At 38.9% G+C, this 17,941-nt stretch carries 18 protein-coding genes and 1 tRNA gene; 5 read left to right on the top strand and 14 right to left on the bottom strand.

Annotated features, from left to right (window positions below):
• Positions 1 to 2 precede the first annotated feature (2 nt).
• The 4 genes from JM64_RS00730 (at position 3) to acpP (ending at position 4,828) form a co-directional block, all read left to right on the top strand.
• Positions 3 to 785, top strand: a complete 783-nt coding sequence (locus JM64_RS00730; RefSeq protein ID WP_064011088.1) for a mechanosensitive ion channel family protein — start codon at positions 3 to 5, stop codon at positions 783 to 785.
• Between the two features lie 35 nt (positions 786 to 820).
• Complete coding sequence (gene lepA / locus JM64_RS00725; protein ID WP_064011087.1) at positions 821 to 2,635, top strand: translation elongation factor 4; 1,815 nt, start codon at positions 821 to 823, stop codon at positions 2,633 to 2,635.
• Positions 2,636 to 2,690: 55 nt separating this feature from the next.
• Positions 2,691 to 4,427 carry a M3 family oligoendopeptidase gene (locus JM64_RS00720; RefSeq protein WP_064011086.1) on the top strand — a complete coding sequence of 579 codons (1,737 nt, stop codon included), beginning with the start codon at positions 2,691 to 2,693 and terminating at the stop codon, positions 4,425 to 4,427.
• Positions 4,428 to 4,576: 149 nt separating this feature from the next.
• Positions 4,577 to 4,828, top strand: a complete 252-nt coding sequence (gene acpP, locus JM64_RS00715) for an acyl carrier protein (protein ID WP_064011085.1) — start codon at positions 4,577 to 4,579, stop codon at positions 4,826 to 4,828.
• Between the two features lie 77 nt (positions 4,829 to 4,905).
• Here the strand turns inward: acpP and JM64_RS00710 are convergent, their stop codons facing one another.
• The 6 genes from JM64_RS00710 to nadE are packed head-to-tail and all read right to left on the bottom strand — an operon-like array spanning position 4,906 to position 11,701.
• On the bottom strand, positions 4,906 to 5,781 hold the full coding sequence (locus JM64_RS00710; protein WP_064011084.1) for a type I phosphomannose isomerase catalytic subunit: 876 nt from the start codon (positions 5,779 to 5,781) through the stop codon (positions 4,906 to 4,908).
• A gap of 26 nt (positions 5,782 to 5,807) precedes the next feature.
• A complete protein-coding gene (locus JM64_RS00705) occupies positions 5,808 to 7,193 on the bottom strand; it encodes a DUF342 domain-containing protein (RefSeq protein ID WP_064011083.1) in 1,386 nt (461 codons plus the stop codon).
• A gap of 47 nt (positions 7,194 to 7,240) precedes the next feature.
• Positions 7,241 to 7,594 (bottom strand): aspartate 1-decarboxylase, encoded by a 354-nt coding sequence (panD, locus tag JM64_RS00700; protein WP_064011082.1) that lies wholly within the window; start codon positions 7,592 to 7,594, stop codon positions 7,241 to 7,243.
• Between the two features lie 36 nt (positions 7,595 to 7,630).
• Complete coding sequence (locus JM64_RS00695; protein ID WP_064011081.1) at positions 7,631 to 10,360, bottom strand: sensor histidine kinase; 2,730 nt, start codon at positions 10,358 to 10,360, stop codon at positions 7,631 to 7,633.
• An 11-nt stretch (positions 10,361 to 10,371) separates the two neighbouring features.
• Complete coding sequence (locus JM64_RS00690; RefSeq protein WP_064011080.1) at positions 10,372 to 10,854, bottom strand: Mut7-C RNAse domain-containing protein; 483 nt, start codon at positions 10,852 to 10,854, stop codon at positions 10,372 to 10,374.
• Entirely contained in the window at positions 10,835 to 11,701 is an 867-nt protein-coding gene (nadE, locus tag JM64_RS00685) for an NAD(+) synthase (protein ID WP_064011079.1), read from the bottom strand. Before nadE ends, JM64_RS00690 begins: the two co-directional genes overlap by 20 nt.
• Positions 11,702 to 11,831: 130 nt before the next feature.
• Between nadE and JM64_RS00680 the strand changes: the two genes are divergently transcribed.
• Entirely contained in the window at positions 11,832 to 12,203 is a 372-nt protein-coding gene (locus JM64_RS00680) for a hypothetical protein (RefSeq protein WP_064011078.1), read from the top strand.
• Between the two features lie 20 nt (positions 12,204 to 12,223).
• Here the strand turns inward: JM64_RS00680 and coaE are convergent, their stop codons facing one another.
• The 8 genes from coaE to JM64_RS00640 all read right to left on the bottom strand — a co-directional run bounded on the left by coaE (position 12,224) and on the right by JM64_RS00640 (position 17,937).
• The gene (coaE, locus tag JM64_RS00675; protein ID WP_197473441.1) at positions 12,224 to 12,763 is read right to left on the bottom strand and encodes a dephospho-CoA kinase; all 540 of its coding nucleotides are present in this window, start codon (positions 12,761 to 12,763) and stop codon (positions 12,224 to 12,226) included.
• A gap of 25 nt (positions 12,764 to 12,788) precedes the next feature.
• Positions 12,789 to 13,007, bottom strand: coding sequence for a hypothetical protein (locus JM64_RS00670; protein WP_064012435.1), 219 nt, complete (start codon positions 13,005 to 13,007; stop codon positions 12,789 to 12,791).
• Entirely contained in the window at positions 13,007 to 14,368 is a 1,362-nt protein-coding gene (locus JM64_RS00665; protein WP_064011076.1) for a glucose-6-phosphate isomerase, read from the bottom strand. The genes JM64_RS00670 and JM64_RS00665 overlap by 1 nt, the downstream gene beginning before the upstream one ends.
• Before the next feature lie 121 nt (positions 14,369 to 14,489).
• Positions 14,490 to 15,002, bottom strand: coding sequence for an adenine phosphoribosyltransferase (locus JM64_RS00660; protein WP_064011075.1), 513 nt, complete (start codon positions 15,000 to 15,002; stop codon positions 14,490 to 14,492).
• A 47-nt stretch (positions 15,003 to 15,049) separates the two neighbouring features.
• A complete protein-coding gene (locus tag JM64_RS00655) occupies positions 15,050 to 15,991 on the bottom strand; it encodes an inorganic phosphate transporter (protein WP_064011074.1) in 942 nt (313 codons plus the stop codon).
• Between the two features lie 228 nt (positions 15,992 to 16,219).
• Positions 16,220 to 16,296 (bottom strand) — tRNA-Thr (locus JM64_RS00650).
• Positions 16,297 to 16,384: 88 nt separating this feature from the next.
• Complete coding sequence (locus JM64_RS00645; RefSeq protein WP_064011073.1) at positions 16,385 to 16,750, bottom strand: DUF1292 domain-containing protein; 366 nt, start codon at positions 16,748 to 16,750, stop codon at positions 16,385 to 16,387.
• A gap of 137 nt (positions 16,751 to 16,887) precedes the next feature.
• Positions 16,888 to 17,937 carry an AAA family ATPase gene (locus JM64_RS00640; RefSeq protein WP_064012434.1) on the bottom strand — a complete coding sequence of 350 codons (1,050 nt, stop codon included), beginning with the start codon at positions 17,935 to 17,937 and terminating at the stop codon, positions 16,888 to 16,890.
• Positions 17,938 to 17,941 lie beyond the last annotated feature (4 nt).

Here is a 17,941-nt window from a genome sequence, read left to right as displayed (position 1 = left end):
AGATGCAAGTAGTTTTGGTTAGGAATATCATTTTAACTTTTCTAACGTTCGGGATTGCGTATGCAATTCACAAAATTATCATGCGTTCGATTGATAAGTTCATGTCAACGATAGGTAAGGAGGTAAAGGCTCCAAAAACACTTTCACTTATCATTGGTTTTCTTATCTATGGATTTGCAATTGCGGTAATTTTGGCTATTTGGGATGTAAACCTTGCTCCTTACCTTGCAGGGCTTGGAATTTCCGGTGTTGTGCTCGGTCTTGCGTTCCAAGAACCTTTAACGAATTTTCTGTCTGGTATTTTGGTTCTTGTGACCAGAAAGGTTTTTGAAGGTGAGGTTGTTGATGTTGACGGGTTAACAGGTATTGTTGATGTGATAAAGATGAATCATACGCATTTGAAAACGTTCGATGGCAAGCTTATTCTTATCCCTAATAGAAAAGTTTGGGCTGGGACTGTTACAAAGTTCTGGCCAGGTAAGTACAGAAGGATAGACATAGATGTAACAATAGATTATTCAGTGAATATGGAGAAAGGGGTTTCTGTTTTGAAGCGTGTGCTTGAGGAAGAGCCTTTGGTTGTTAAGGATGAAAGTGTTGGGAATGCTGTTGTTTTCAAATCGTTTGATTCGAAAGGGGTAACTTTAACTGTTCAATTCTGGACGGCACGAGAGACTTATTTCGATACGTTGAATGCGGTGGCATTGCGGATTAAGAGCTCGTTCGAAGAAGAGGGTATCAAAATACCATATACGGTTGTAGAAGTCATTGGCTTGAAAAGTTAAAAAATTAAGAAGAGACACATGGAGGGCATGGATAGATGAGGAAAGTTGAGAATGTAAGAAATATTTGTATTATTGCCCACATAGACCATGGAAAAACAACATTAACGGATAGAATTTTGGAAATGACGAACGCTGTTGAAAAACGAAAGATGAGAGAACAATATTTGGATAGTATGGATATAGAGCGGGAAAGAGGAATAACAATTAAATCCCACCCGCTTAGGGTTTTTTACAAAGCAGATGATGGGAATGAATATGAGATAAATATTGTTGATACGCCAGGTCACGTTGACTTTTCTTACGAAGTAGACAGAAGCATGGCAGCAGTTGAAGGTGCTATTTTACTTGTTGATGCAACTCAAGGTGTTCAGGCGCAAACAGTTGCAAATACGTACAAGGCACTTGAGCACAATCTTGAGATAATTCCGGCAGTTAATAAGATAGATATGCCAAATGCGAATATTGAGGAAACGGTTGCGGAAATCGAGGATTTGATAGGTATACCCGGCGAAGATGTGTTTAGAATCAGTGCGAAGGAAGGTATTGGTGTAAAGGAGTTACTCGAAGCGGTTATTAAATTAGTGCCCGCCCCAAAGACTGCAGATGATGGGCATTTGAGGGCTTTGATTTTTGATGCGAAGTATGATAAATACCGTGGTGCCATTGCGTATGTTAGGGTTTTTGATGGTGAGATAAAAGCGGGAGATAAGATAATGATGATGTCTTCTGGAGAGGTTTACGAGGTGGTTGAAGTAGGAACGTTTACACCTGAGATGGTTCCCGTTGATATTTTAAAAGCAGGAGACATAGGGTATGTTGTTGCTGGTTTGAAGGACGTTTCTAAAGCAAGGATAGGTGACACTATTACAAAGCCTGATAACCCGGCACCTGAACCATTACCAGGTTACAAAGAGGTCAAGCCAATGGTATATGCAGGTATGTATCCTGGCTTGCCAGAGTATTACGAAGAACTGAGAAAAGCTTTGGAGAAATACAAGCTGAATGATGCGGCGCTTGTGTTCAAACCTGACCATTCACCCGCACTTGGATTTGGTTTCAGGTGCGGATTTTTGGGACTGTTGCACATGGATGTTGTGAGAGAAAGGCTTGAAAGGGAATTCGATATGGCAGTCATTCTTACCGCCCCGAACGTTGAATACAAAGTTGTAACGCACAGTGGGGAGGAAATATTTATTAACGACCCGGCAAAGTTTCCAGAAGAAGGCGAAGTTAGGGAGATTTATGAGCCTTACGTGAAGTTGTCGATAATCACACCTCCAGAGTATCTTGGTAAGTTAATGTCGTTGGTTCAAAATGAGAAGAGAGGGACACTTGTTTCGACCGAAAATGCGGGTCATGAGCGCGTTGTGATGCATTTTGAGGTGCCACTTGCCGAGATTATTTTTGACTTTTTTGACAAGATGAAAGCTGTTAGTCGTGGTTACGCTTCAATGGACTATGAGTTCTTAGAATATCGAAAGAGCGACCTTGTTAAGATAACGATATATGTTAATAAAGAGCCAGTGGATGCGCTCTCGTTTGTTGCACACAGAGAAAAGGCTTATACAATTGCAAGGAAGCTTGTTGATAAACTTGCTGAACTTATACCACAGCACCAATTTGAGATACCTATTCAAGCGAAAGCTGGTGGAAGATTTATCGCACGTTCTACAGTCAAAGCACTTAGAAAAGACGTGCTTGCAAAGTGTTACGGTGGAGATGTGACAAGAAAGATGAAACTACTCGAAAAGCAAAAGGAAGGTAAGAAGAAACTGAGAGAAATCGGCAACGTAACAATTCCTCAGGAAGCATTCCTTGCCATGCTACGAATTGGCGAGGAAGAGGAATAATTTTTAATAACAATACCTGCAGATGGTTAGATAATCAAGCAAGGGGGGATATGCTTTGGAGTGGAAACTAGAAAGGATATTTGCAAACGATGAGGCTGCGATAGAAAATGCAAGGATACATTTAGAAGAAGTAAAAAGAATTGCTAATGAAATAGAGTGTGAAACCGCTCCTCAGAAGTTGGCAAGATTGATTAGGGATTTTGAAGAGCACATAGATGAATTCGCCAAGTCTATTCAGTATGCTTGGATGAGATATTCTGTTGATACTGAGAGTGTTGAAAGCCAGAAGGTTTTGGGAATTATCCAACAATTGTCGGCACAATTGCAGGAGCAGGATGCGATTGTGGAAGTTAAACTCGCAGCCTTAAGTGATGATGTGCTTGAAGAGATTATAAAAATGGATGGTAATTATGAGCATATGATTAGGCATATTATTGAAAAACGGAAGCATCTTCTTTCAAAGGATGCCGAGCAAGTGCTCGCTTTAACTTCTGTTTCAAGAAGGGATGGAATTGCGAAGATACATAGCCGGTTACAAAGTTCTTACACATTTGAAATGGAACTTGATGGGGAGAACAAGACTCTTACAGTGGAAGAGATAAAGGCTTTAAGAAGGTCAACAAATGGTGAGCTGCGTAAAAGGGCAATGAAGTTGTTTCTCGAAAGATTCCAAGATGATGCGATAGTCCTCACTGAAGTTTACAACCTGGTAGTCAGAGATTACGATACCGAGAGTAGGCTCAGAAGGTTTCCAAGACCTATCTCAATGATGAATTTTGCGAACGAAGTGAGCGATGATATTGTTGATAGACTTATAGATGTAACAAACGAAAAGACAGAAATTTTGAGAAAGTATTATGATTGGAAATCCAAAGTTATCGGCGAAAAGCTCACTCTGGCAGATATATATGCACCGATTTCAAATAAAAAGAAAGAGTTTAGTTTCGAGGAAGCGAAGGATATAATTTTGGAATCTTATTATGCCTTCGATGAGAAAGCAGGAAGTGTAGTGGAATCTTTCTTCAAAGAAGAGCGGATAGATTTGTACCCAAGGAAAGGAAAAGTAAGCGGGGCGTATTGTATATACGCAACGACAAAACTACCTCCATATGTACTGACTAATTTTACAAATGATATGTACGATGTTATGACCCTTGCTCATGAGCTTGGTCACGGATTACATGGTTCGTTGTCCAGAAAACAGACGTTCTTTAATCACGACACACCGTTAACACTGGCAGAACTTGCGTCTGTATTTGGAGAGTTTTTGGTGTTTGATAATTTAAAGAACAAGCTTTCGAAAGAGGAAAAAATGGCGCTTATTGCCTCTAAAATCGAGGATATTTTTGCAACAACGTTCAGGCAGAATATGTTCACAAACTTCGAGATAAGGGCGCACGATTTAGCAAGTAAGAATGGATACGTTGGATGGGATGAGTTAAACAATATATACCATGAGGAACTCGAAAGAGTTTTCGGAAATGTTGTTGAAATTCCAGAGTGGTACAACAACGAGTGGGCTTCGATACCGCACATTTACGAAACTCCATTTTATGTTTACGCTTACAACTTTGCGCAATGCCTAGTTATTGCGCTTTATCAAGAATATTTAGAAGAAGGAAAGGCTTTTGTGGGCAAGTATTTAGAACTTTTGGAAAGTGGAGGAAGGTATTCTCCGGAAAAATTGCTTGAAAAGGTGGGTATAGACCTAAGAAAAGAAGGATTTTGGGAGAATGCATTCAAATTCGTCGATAGGCTTGTTGAAGAATTAGTGGCTATGGAAAAGCAGTAATTAAATATTGACAAATAGGATGGCTTTGATTAAAATATAGCAAGAAAATTTGTGCTTCTCTCTTTGCAATTATTCTGGAAATTGTTCGTTTTACTCTGGAATGGTAGGAAATATTTCAAAAATAAGAGAGAGTTAGGAGGGTGCAAAATATGGAAAGAGAAGAACTATTCAAAAAGGTTGCAGAGATTATTTCTGAGAAGTTGAACGTTCCTATCGAAGATATTGAGGAAGATAGTCATTTGATTGAAGACCTTGGAGCAGATTCTCTTGATGCGTTTGATTTGGTTATGGTTTTCGAGGATGAGTTTGGTATCAAACTAGAGGACGATGAAATTGAGAAGTTGATGACTGTAAAAGATATAGTTAACTTGCTCCAAGAGAAAGTGAAAGATAGGGAATAAGTTCAGTTAAATAAAAACGAAAAAAGCGGGCGAAAAGCCCGCTTTGTTTTATGTTTTCATATGTTTGTACGAATGGATTAGATTGTTAGAAAATTGGTGACAAAAATACCAGCGCTAAGTTCTTCAAGCAGGTTATCAACAGTGCTATAACTATTGTACCCTTTGCAAGTATTTTCGTTGATAATTAGTCTGGCACAGTATTTTTCTGAAATTTGCGTAGGTATGTGAACGATGAGAGTGTTTTTATTAAGCTCATCCTGTGACAATACTTGTTGCATGCAAAAATATTTTGTTTTGAGACTACCGATGTTTTCGAAAACGATATTGCTTAGGGAAACATTTTTGCTTACTTGCAATGCTTTTTCTAAGTGCGTCTCCCTTGGTCTGCCCCAATCGTATATGCGGTAGGTCAAGTCTGACGATTGCTGAACTTCGATAACGGTGCTCCTAGGTCCAAGTGCATGAACAGTTCCGGCTGGGATGTTCACGAAGGTTCCCTTTTTGACTTTCACAAATGTTAGGATTTCATCGAGTTTATTAATGCGTCCAGAAGCTATATACTCCCTCATCTTTTCCACATCTTCACAGATTGCAAATTCCCCATCGGTTAGAAAATACCACGCCTCGCTTTTTCCCCATGGTTCGTTTTCTACGTTGCGTGCGTATTCATCGTCGGGATGGACTTGAACGCTGAGCCATTGATTGGTGGAAACAAGTTTGATTAAGATGGGAAATCGCGGGTATTTACCATTGTATATGTTGTAGCCAAACTGATTAATTGTTAAGCCATTCTCTAAGGTAGTTTCATACAGTGGGTGACCAGATAGAAGCCAAACTTCTCCAATTGGGAGATTAGTTTCTGTTTTGGGTATGTTGAACTTATTGTTTAATTCGGGATTTCCCCAGACCATAGGACGGAATTGTGGAAGGATTTTTAAAAAATGGTAAGCCATATCGGACCTCCTAACTCATGGGCTCGTTAAGTTCCAGAATACCCCCCTGCGACGATTTTTCCGTCTTCATACCTTAGCACAACTTTTGGTAGAGGAACTTCGGCCATGTATTTTGCATCGTGCATATGGACTTCAACACCAGGATACAGCATTTTGCGTGCTATTATCTCGCATTGGTATTTCATTTCATTAATCTTTCTTTCAAGTTCTTGTTTTCTTTGAAGGTTTTTCTCGAGTTGTTCTCTTAAGTTAATAAGAGTTCTTGTTGCCTTTGAAAATTGCTCCTCTTTATCAGGGGTGAGCTTAACCCCTTTTTCTTTTAATTCTTTGTACTGTTTGACGATGTTGATAAGTTTTTGCAGGCTGGTTCTGTCGATTTCTATTTGGGTGTTAATTAGTTTGAGCTCTTCTCTGAGGTACGGATTGACACCGACCTCAAGGTAAGTGTTAACACCAAAATCTGAACCAAGTTCATCAGCCTCTATGCGGAATGTTGCAATATATTCTCCAGCAATTATCGCACTGTTCCTACCTTGACCAATTATAGAATTTGTGACCCGAACTGTACAATTCAGTAAGTTCGATTCGAAATAAAGGTTTTCACATTCTATGGTCACTGATTCCGCATACTTTATGCGAACATCTTTTTTTGCTTTTATTAGCCCTTTATCTTTTCCTTTTGCACCGGTTATTTTGATACTGCCTTCTAAGGAAATCACGGTAGAGGCTTCTGCTATACCTTGTATTTCTATGTCGCCCTTTGCTCGAACTATGAACCCGGGTTTTACATCTCCTTTTACCAAAACTGCTCCAGGAAATTCTATATTTCCAGTTCCATAATCAACGTTTCCAGCTATTTCCAAATACTCGCTTACTTCAATTAAACCTTTTTCTGGGTCAACTTTAAGTATTCCATCGGATGTTGCAACTATGTGCATTCCATCGTCGCTCAGTGCAACGTTCTTTCCCAAAGACACTTTTGCCTCATTGCCGGGTTTGGCTGGAACAGGCTCTGCGTAAACGTTTCTGCCAGGAACACCTTCAGTAGGGGGATAGATGGTAGCTATTTTTTGCCCCTTTTTCACTATGATTCTTTTTTGAACAGGAAATTCCCTGAAATCGACACGATTACCAGAAGTGGTAAATGATGATTTTTGTTGCAGGACTTCAAATACTACCCGTCCATCTTCACCATTTTTTGGTTCATCACCTTTTGCAAACAAAACAGGGACACCTTCAACAGGATTCTCACACAGTTGTTTTAGTGCGGAGACCTCTATGTTGTGAACAATTTTTGCCTCCCTTATTGCTTCCATTAATTTTTCAAGCGTAATTTCTTCTCCGGGCAATATATTCGATATCTTGATGTATGCCTCCATCTTATCGGGTGATACAGTTATCGATATATCCATTCGAATCCCCCTTGGAATTGCTGGAATTAATTGGCATCACAGATGTTTTATCCTCTTACTTCTTTAACACTGTTGTCAGGGTTGAGAATTATTATCTTTGGTCCTTTGTATTCGTCGGGATTGTACAAACCAAACGCCATAATGATGATTCTGTCACCTTTCTCAACAAGCCTCGCAGCAGCACCGTTTAACGAGATTTTTCTTGAACCGCGTGGTTCTGGGATGACGTATGTAACAAGCCTATTGCCGTTATTTACGTCGGATACTAAGACCATCTCGTTGATTTTTATTCCTGCCAGTTCTAATAATTCTTCATCGATGCCGATACTTCCTTCGTATTCGATTTCTTTTTCAGTTACTGTTGCCATGTGGATTTTTGCTTTTAACATAAATTCCATCATTTTATTTCCTCCTCCTACCTTTATATGCCAACATATCTATTCAACATTAGTTGACTGCACTTCTGTTTTTGGTAGTTCAACAACGAACCTGTTGCCATCTTCTGTTGCTTCGTGGTAAATCTTTCCTTTGTGTTCATCTTCTATTATTTTCTTGCATATAGCCAAGCCCAAACCGGTGCCGTGAACTTTAGTTGTAAAGAACGGGGTGAAAAGCTTTTCTGCAGTTTCTTTGTCAATAGGTGTTCCTTCGTTCCATATCGACACAACGATTTTATCAAATTTGATGCGTGTTTCAATTAATATTTTACCATCTTTTGGAGTTGCTTCAATCGCGTTTTGGAGAAGATTTATAATAACTTGTTTCATTCTTGAATATTCGGCGTATACGGTAATTTCTTCAGCATCAGTTTCGAATGTGAAAAGTATATTCTTTTCACGGATTTTTTCTTCAAGCAAGATGTAGACATCGTTAACGAGCTTGTTTATGTTGAAATACGTAAACTCCAAAGACCGCGGTTCGCGACTGAAATCGAGGATTTCGTTAACTATCTGTTCTAAGCGTAGTATCTCATCAGCGATAATCTTTATGTATCTATTCCTTGCGTCTGGATTATCAGCGTTTTTCTCCAGTCTCTTGATGAAGCCACCAAGCACAGAAATTGGGTTTCTTAGTTCGTGGGCAACTCTTGCAGCCATTTCACCAAGTGCTGCGAGTTTTTCCTGTTTTTTCCTTTCTTTTTCCAGATTCACACGTTCGGTAACATCATCGAGTGTAATGATGACACCTCTGAGCATGAGTTTATCGGCATCCCAGAAAGGAGTGATTTTCACATCGTAGTATCGTTCTCGCCCTCCAGTCTGAATTAAATAATTGCTGAGAGTTATTTCTTCTTTAATCCTCATTGCTTGGAATGCCATTTCTTCGATATCTTCAAATTCTGGACCAAGAGCTCTGAGTTCAACACCTGTCATCTGTTCTTTCGGACGGTTGAAGTAAACTTCGGCTTTTTTGTTCCATTCGGTTACTTTTCCTTCTTTGTCAATGACTATAATAGCAGAAGACATATTCTGCAAAATCGATTCAGAGAACTCGCGCAGATACTCGATAAGACTCTTTTGACGTTCCAGAGAAAGTGTTTTATTTCTTAGCTCTTCGTAACTTTGTGCAGTTTCAATTGCTAAACCTGCGCTATCTGATAGTATCTTTAGAATATCAACGTCGCTTTCCTTTATCGGTTTTTTTGTGTAGTAGTTATCGACAATAACTACACCAAAAACACCTTCGCGCCCAACAAGTGGTAGAACTGCAAATTCTTTAACTCCTAGCAGGTTGACTAGATCAGCCACTTCTAAGCCCAAGGTGTTTATAATTCTCTCATTTGCAACAAATATCTTTTTTCTAAGCACGCATTTTTCAAGTATCGGGTGCGCTTTGTATGGGAATATTTTATTTTCAATCTGTTGAGTAAGCCTATTGTTGATTTCCAATGTCATAGCCTCTTCGCGTAGGTACTGGACCACATCAGCATAGCGCATTGCTCTTAGATTGGCTTTTTTCCAATCTTCTTCGACATTTTCCGTATCGGGACCAAGCCAAATTTTGCCAATGAGTACATCACGCTGTTCGTCGTATGTTAGTAAAAGAGCTCGGTTGTAGCCAAGTAATCTTCCGGAGGTTAGTCCAAGCAAAAGAGTCTTGTAGACGTTCTTGACACTGTACATTGAACGCATCGCTTGGCTTATGTAATGAACAGCATTCATTTTTCTAATTTGCTCTTTTTGGTCTTCGATGAGTGTTTCGTGCAATTTTTGGAGTTCTCTTAGTTTTGCAACTTCCTCTTCCAGCCTTTTCTCAAATTCAATACGGCCCTTGGCGAGTAAAAATCGCTTAACAGAATCACGAGCAAGGTCTAAATCCATTGAATCGAAAGATTTTGTTTGTAAGTAAATATTCGTGTTTCTTTTGTTGGCAAAAACAAACCAATAATTTTCTACGGGCACAATGAGAGCAGATAGAATCTTTGTAGCAAAGAGTTCACTCAGTCCATCTGGTTTGTAAACTATCTTTTCCATTCCTTTGAAGTATCGTAACGTTTCAGTAGAAAGTTCTGAACGGTTAAGCTTTTTACGGAGTATTTGTGAATTTGGACAATCGCAAATCATCATATCAAATTCTTCATTTGCTTCTTTTGTAAGGCTTAAAACAGCAGTGATTTCCGATTCGATGATTTCGGAAATAACTTTTAGAAACCCTTCTAAAAGTTCTTCTTGCGATTTAGCGGATTCAAATAGACTGGTAAGCATCCATAGGGAACGATACTTGGAAAGGTAACTTTTCGACTTTTCGTATGAAGGAATAAACCACAAAGCAAATGCAAGAAAATCAACAACTTCAGCAAAGTTTGTCATCTTTTTTGGAACATCGTTCGTCAGAATAATGCCAACTTTCTCATCCCCGGTCTCAGCAGTGCTGTGAATCAGTTGTTCAACATGTGCTTCTACAGTGGTGCTATCTTTGAGTTTTATAGGTAACTTTGAAAGTGAATTTCTATCGCCTATATCCGAAACAGGGATTTTAGATTGGAGAGGGAGGAAGTTACTTACAAGAATTCTGTAAACATCTCTGGATTTTTCGTAAAAAGCCACAGAAAGTTTTTCAACCCCGACAAATTCGGCTAATAAATTTGCTACATTCTCAGCTTTCGGAGAGTATTTATCTTTTTCAAATATTTCAATTAACGCGTAGCAGATTTTTTTGCCTATCATTTATTATCACCTCACATATCAGTTTCTTTCCCTCGAGAAGCAAAAAATTCCTTACACTTTACCAAATGAGTTCCCCGCCAGTAAACTTTTCCACATTTTGGACAACGTTTGAAATGTTCGAGCGTTTCAAAAATATACACGGGAACTCTCCCGATTACTTCTTCTTTTGGACAGTCTACTAAGACCTCATTGCAATAAACACACCTTGCGGGATTATTCGATAGTTGTGTATTTGTATTCTTAAGTATTATGAAAAGTTCTTCGAGTTGTTCAGATGTTTTGTTTTTCGTGATAAGTATCCCGCCACATGCGTTAGCCAACTTCTTTGACTTTGTGACCAAAGTTCGTTTTGTATCTCTCAGGAGTTCTTTAACTGTTTGCTGGTTTACTGTTTTGATTATCTCCGTATCAAAACCCAGAATTCTTAATTTTTTCCCGAGTTTGACTACGGTTAAGTCACAAAGCAATTTCAACTCATCTTGCTGTTTGCTCATCTTCGATTCCCAACGATTTAAGCTCCCGATATTTTGCTAACTTCATCAATTCCTTAACCCTTCTTGCTTTTTCCGTGTTTATTTCTTCTCCGGCAGCCAATTTCATTAAAATCTCATCAATTTCAAAATATTTCAAACCAAATGCTTCTTCATCTGTTACTCCGGGAACAAGGTCCGGTGTTGGTGGTTTTTGTATAATCTTTTCTGGTACTCCCAAATACTTTGCAAGTTCGTAGACTTGTGTTTTGTAAAGGTGCTTGATAGGTTCTATATCTACTGAATCATCACCCCATTTGACGTATAATCCGAGGGTAAGTTCTGTTTTATTTGTAGTTCCTACAACACAGTATCCTAATTTTTCAGCTTCAAAATATAACTTGCACATTCTTGTCCTGTGTTTGGCTCTATAATATGCGATGCCTTTCAAGAATAGTTCGTCACCTTCGTTTTTAAGGTCCATAACGTACGGGTCAGGGTATCTTTGCCATCTTCTTTTTGCATAATCAACTTTTATTTTTTCCGGAATAAATAGCGCAGGTGGAAACAGTTTATATACGCCCATTGCACGAAGCACAGGGGTGATTGAAATGATTTCATAGTTTACTTTGAAATGTTCACATACCGTCTTTGCATCTTCGATACTGGTTTTTGAACTGTCGCGTTCCGGAAGAATTAATGCCTTTATTCTATCACGTTCTAAAGCCATTACAAGTAAGGCTAACACAACTGCGGAATCAACTCCACCACTAACGCCAATAACGGCACCTTTGAAGTTGTATTCTTGGATTGTATTTCTGATAAAGTTTACTATCCGTTCAGCCTCAGCAGAAGGATTGAATTTAGTCAATTGTATCCCCTCCGGTTTTTAGGTTTTTCCATTAATATTTTAACACATTTTCATAAAAAAACATGTTAAAATATACAGTGGCGACCGAGAATATCAAACCTAAACCTAAGGAAGGGAGAATATTGGGATTATGGAGAAGATACTTTTCATAATGGGTGTTTCATTGATAGAGTCATACGCTACCTTCTATTTGTTGTTTCCGAACTTTTCTGTAGGATGGTATCCGGTTGTTTTTGTAATACTGATGTTTGTTATTCTGGGGTTGAATACTAAGCTGAAGGATTTACTTGTTATATCTGTTATTTCACCGATAGTTTCTTTTTTCCTTCTTCAAGTAGTTTCGTATTTCAATTTTAGAAGCTATGCTACTTACAATATCTTATTGACAGTTCTAGCGCGCGGGGCTGTTGGATTTGGAATTGCGTGGATGCTGATAGGAGTTGTTGTTGGGAGTTTTATTAATTTGTTGTTTACAAAGGGGAATGGAAGCAGTGAGTATTAAAAATAAGAAAAGTGAAGGGGTTACCCCTTCACTTTCTTTGTTAACTGCTCGTATATTTTCTCAAGTTGGACATGTAGGTCTTCTATTGAAGAGTTGTTAATTATTATAATTCCTTCTGGTTCGATATCTTTCTGTCTTTCCAATATTTTTTCGATTAATTCTTCTTCGTACCTTCCCTTTAGTCTTTCTTTTATTACATTTTCATCGCTGAGAACGGTGATTGTGATATCACAACAGTCTATCCCTAACCTGCGCTTAATTGCCGCTTCTATTACGATATTTTTACCTCTCCTTGAATTCAATTCGTTTTTCAAAAGTTCAATCATCGTGGGATGCACAATGCTTTCAAGTAGTGCGAGTTTTTTGGCATCTGAGAAGACGATTTTTGCAACTTCTTTCCTATCACAAGTTCCAAAAACTTTATTTATATGCTCTTTGTTCATTTCAAAGGCAAGATGTCCGAGTTTATCCACGTTTATATAGTCAAAACCCTTTTTGACAAAGAACTGAGATACAGTACTTTTTCCGGTTGCAATTTTACCGGTAACGCAGATTATCACGTTTATTCACCAACGTCTGTATAACTTATATAATTCTTTCTCCCAGGTCTTGTTGACTCATCTTTTCGTATTCATCTTTGCTGAGTACTACTAAGCTTATATCGTCATCAATCTTGTTTGAAAGTTCTGCAATGGCTTGTTGTAAGTTCCTTTCGTCTTTCACAACGACAATGAATTCTTCGTCCTTTAGAAAGACAGCAATTGGATCGAAAACGCTCTTAAGAATCTCTACGTATTCTTTCATCATTCTATCTCAACTCTTTTCTGTGCACTGTCTGAGTAATTATATTCTTCAAAACCTTGGCGTCCCATGAGCGCATACGTGATTTTCTTCCCGAGTTCGACACCAGGCTGGTCGTACGGGTTAATGTTGAATAAGTGGCCAGCGATGACAGTTGCAAGTTCGTAGTACATGATGAATTGCGCAATATGGTATTCGTCAATTTTTGGGAACGTTATTGTTATTGAAGGTCTTCCATGTTTAGCAAGTGCAAGTTGTGTACCGAGCTGTTCGCTGTTAAGCAACGTTGAAAGTTTCTTACCACCAAGGTAGGCAAGTTCAGGTTCGTTTTCATGTATCTTTGGTATGGTGATTTCTCTATCAAATTGCTCTGTTCTTAGGAACGTGATGACCTTATCATCTGGTCCTTCGTTATACAGCTGGACTTGTGAGTGCTGATCAACTGCACCAAGTGCTTTTACAGGTGTCTGACCTACGTGAACTTTATTGCCATCGTTGTCATACATTTTTCCAAGGCTTTCTGCCCATAGTTGTCTGTACCAATCGGCAAGGTAATACAATCTATTTGAGTAAGCCATCATAACGGATATGTTGCGCTTTTTCAAATAATGTAGATAGTGCGTAACGGCAATTAACGCTGCTGGGTTTTCCCAAAGTGAAGAGTTTATGGTCTTTTCGTAAGCATCTTTTGCTCCAATTATCAGTTCTTCGATATCGACTCCAGCAGCTTTAGCTGAAAGTAATCCGACAGGTGTCAAAACGCTAAATCTTCCTCCAACATCTGGTGGTATTTCAAGCATTCTGATACCTTCTGCTCTTCCGAGTCTTCTCAAGACTCCTTTCTCTGGGTCTGTTGTGAAGATAAGGTGTTCTTTTGGGTCAAGTCCGTATGATTCAAGGAGACCTCTCACAATGAGGTAATTTGCCATAGGTTCTGCTGTGGTTCCGGATTTTGAGATGATGTTGAACAAGGTGGTCTTCGGGTCAACACAATCGAGAACAGAGGATAAATAATCTGGGTCAACGTTGTCCACAACAAAAATTCTTAGATAGCCATTTCTTTCATCGACACTCAATGAGTTCCAATTTGCAGGTCTGAGTGCATTTTGAATTGCGATATTACCAAGTGCGGAACCTCCGATTCCCAAAACGACTAAGTTATCGAAAGTGAATATGAAGTCACTCAACTCGTTAACCGAGTCAATCCATTTTCGTGTTAGCACAGCATTGACAAAACCAGGCTTATTTTCATCAAGCTTTTTCAAAAATTCCTCTACTTTCGTAGAATATGAATCAATTTCTGCGGTTCCAAGTCCGCCCTGCACATTCTCCGCAAGTGTGTACGTAAAATCGAATTTTAACACGAGTCACACCTCCACACAGGCCTATACAGCAATAGTGTTTTCAGTATTTTTTTGATTGACGTTACAGTTTCTAATTCAATTATCGGTATCTATGGAGTATATTAAAACCTCCCCTAGCATCTTAGTATTTAATTGGAGCAATTATTGGTAAGTCTTTGAGCAGGTTTCTTGGGTTCAAGTACGTGAGTTCAATTAAGAAAGCACTAGCAACAACGGTTCCTCCAACTTTTTCAACGAGTCTCTTCAGTGCAAGTGCAGTTCCACCGGTAGCAAGAACATCATCTACTATCAAAACTTTCTGACCAGGTTCAATGGCATCTTCGTGAATATGCAATTCTGCCTTGCCGTATTCTAGTTCATATGTGTCACTGACGGTTTTGTATGGTAATTTTCCAGGTTTTCTAACAGGGACAAAACCTTTGCCAAGAAGGTAAGCAATAGGTGCACCGATAATAAACCCGCGTGCTTCTGGGCAAACAACCAAGTCGAATTCGTATTTCTTGACCTCTTCTACGATGGTATCAATGGCATACTTAAATGCATCTGGATTCTTAATGAGAGGGGTTATATCACGGAATATAACACCCTTTTGTGGGAAGTCTGGGATATCTCTGATAAAAGCTTTCAAGTCCATATCTTTTTACACCTCCATCGTGCTCTGTATTTTTTTACGTATATATTCTACCACAAAAGTTTGTAGATTGAATACATGAATGCAGATAATATTCCACCGTATAAAGGGGCTTGTAACCATGAAAAGAGTATCTTGTTAAATGTCTTTGGGTTCTGTAACTTTGTACCCTTTGAGAAACCTACACCAATTAAACTACCAACTATTGCATGGGCTGGTGAAACTGGAAGCCCGATGAAAGAATATAACCCCACGGTCAAAGCTTGCGTTGCTATTGTAACCATTGCTGTAAAATCGTCGAGAGCTATAAGTTCTCGCCCAAGTGTGTAAATCGTTTTTTTGCCAAGAAAGATGACGCCCATACTAAGTGACAAACCACCTATCAGCAAAAGCAAATATACATTGTAGCCTTTTTGATAAAGTATTCCTGTAATCTTTCCAACGTCGTTTGCACCCATAGAATATACTCCATATATTGTGAAAACCCACAGGAATATTCTCAAAATGTAAGTTCTAACTTGCAAGTTACGTATACCTCTGAACATAGTTGCCAAAACTTTTTGAAGAATGAAGCCAAGTAAAAATGCAACCACGGGTGTTGAGAACCATCCTAAGACTATATACAGGAGTAACTGTGTGTTAATGTTCTTGAGTAAAATACCAACTCCAACATTTGCACCTATTATCGCTTGTGTCATGGAAATAGGTAAGCCATTTCTTAAGAAAAATAGTGTTACTATTGCCGCTGAGATGTTGATTATAACCATTCCAGGCAAATCAACTTTTACTATGCCAGAAGATACTTTAAGTCCAGGTCTGCCCCCCAGTAAAGCGCCAATGATAACTACCAAAGCGGCGATAGTTATCATTTTTTTCATTTTGAAAATTCCATTTCCAACAGTAACACCTAACGTGTTTCCTGCGTCGTTTCCACCCATTATTATGCCGAGAAATATCGAAGGTAAGAAGATTAAAATATCAAATAAGAACACAGTCTGCAAACGCCTCCCCTATCAGGATGTATCATGTTGTTTGTGTAGATGTCATCGCAGTACTGGAGAATATAACGCACGGTAGCGAAATATTATACTACGTATATCTGCCTATTTGAACGGTACATGAAATTAAAGGAAATTGATTAAGTGTGTTTTTCGAAGTTTACAAAAACAAAAGAGGGTACAGTTCATTTTTGTACCCTCTTTCGCAACTTTTCATTATTTTGGAGCAGGCGGTGGGACTCGAACCCACACCCTCCTCCTTACCAAGGAGGCGCTCCACCGCTTGAAGCTACGCCTGCACCAGGTAAACTTTGGGCGCTAGACCGATGTTTATTTTACCAAATACTCCTGAAATGGTCAAGACTGCGCAATGCGATTTTGAAAATATTACTCTTCTTCATCTTCGTCTTCTTCGTCTAAGTCTACGAAGAAGTCTTCTCCGCCCATCATCTCTTCCCATATTTTTGCTACTTCGTTGAATTCTTCTTCACTCTCAATTGAGTCAAGGAAGACGTTACCATCTTCATCTTCTGTCTTGACGAAAAGGTATGTATCTCCAAATTCGGAAACTTCATCATTTTCTACGAAGATTTCTTCACATACCCAGTATGTCTTTCCCTTGTTTTCAACTTCTCCGAGAAGAACGAAATGGTGTTCATTTCCTTCCTCGTCCATAAGAGTAAATGCATCGATGTGGTCATGGTGTTCATGTTCGTGATCATGGTGGTGATGGTTGTGTTCGTGGTCAAACATGTTAATCTCTCCTTCCTTAAAAAGATAAAAATACAAGTAATATCATACCACAGAATGGGATTTTTGGTTTAAATTTTAGTTAAAATTACGTTTTGTTTATCCTAATGCACATTTTTGCTCTTTGACAAATGAAAGATTCATTTATTTTCTTCAGTCACTTCACTTATCAATTTTCTGAGCAACTTGTCTGAAAATTCCCCTTTTAGACCTGGTAAGTTTGAGAGGTTGACCAACATTCGTATGAACGCTTCAAAAGAATCCTTGGGCACGACATTCGAAAGTTTTAAAAGATTTTGGGCAATAGTTTGTACTTGGTTTGAAAGCTTCTCGAGTTCTTTATCGTCAACATTTGTTAAATAATCGATTAACCTAATCAGAAGTCCGTTTGCCTGGTGGATATCTAAGGATGTCGGGATATTCCCTTCCAGTAGTATCTCAGAAGGACTATGTATTTTCCCTGCGAGTGATTTGTCTATAAACACTTTTGCAGCTTCTGGTCCTACAATACCGCTTGCAAGAATATACAAGTATTCTTTTTTGTCATCTTCAGACATGAGTGATAAGACTCTGCTTAATTTATGCCAACTTCTTGGGCTGGGTTTGATAGAAGCCTTAAGAGAAACACTTTCGTGAACGGAGAGAAATTCTGGATATTTGGATATGAATTCTATCACTTCTTCTTCTATTTGATTTTTCCGTGCCCATTCAACCCATTCTTTTGGGTCTGGGTGAATCTCAAGGATGAAAAATCTGCTCAGAAAGGCAGGGTCAGTGATAAGTTCGACTTGGTCGTAGTTTTCGTCTGGTGGGTTCATGGAAGCCATTATCCATGTGCCTTCTGGAAGAATGTGGTTATGTATTCTTTTATCCACAAGAAGTTGCATTATAGCGTTTCTAATACTTCTGTGAGCTCGGTTTATTTCATCCAAGAGAATAATCGTATTCCCATCTTCTGGCCACCAATCGGGAGCCAGAAAGCTTGTCTTATTTTCATCCCTCGCAGGTAGACCTATTAAGTCACCTGGTTCCATTTGGGAAAGAACGAGTATGACTAATTTTCTTCCGGTCTCCTGGGCAATTTCACGTGCTATGTCTGTTTTTCCCACGCCAAAATGACCAATTAACAGGGGAATTTCGCCTGCTTCCATTATTTTCCTTGACAGATACTTCGCTTCACGAACAGTCAACATT

It is taken from the genome of Fervidobacterium pennivorans, assembly GCF_001644665.1.
Lineage (GTDB): Bacteria > Thermotogota > Thermotogae > Thermotogales > Fervidobacteriaceae > Fervidobacterium > Fervidobacterium ngatamarikiense.
The sequence above is the reverse complement of the archived record's forward strand: the minus strand, read 5'-3'. Positions and strand labels throughout refer to the sequence as shown.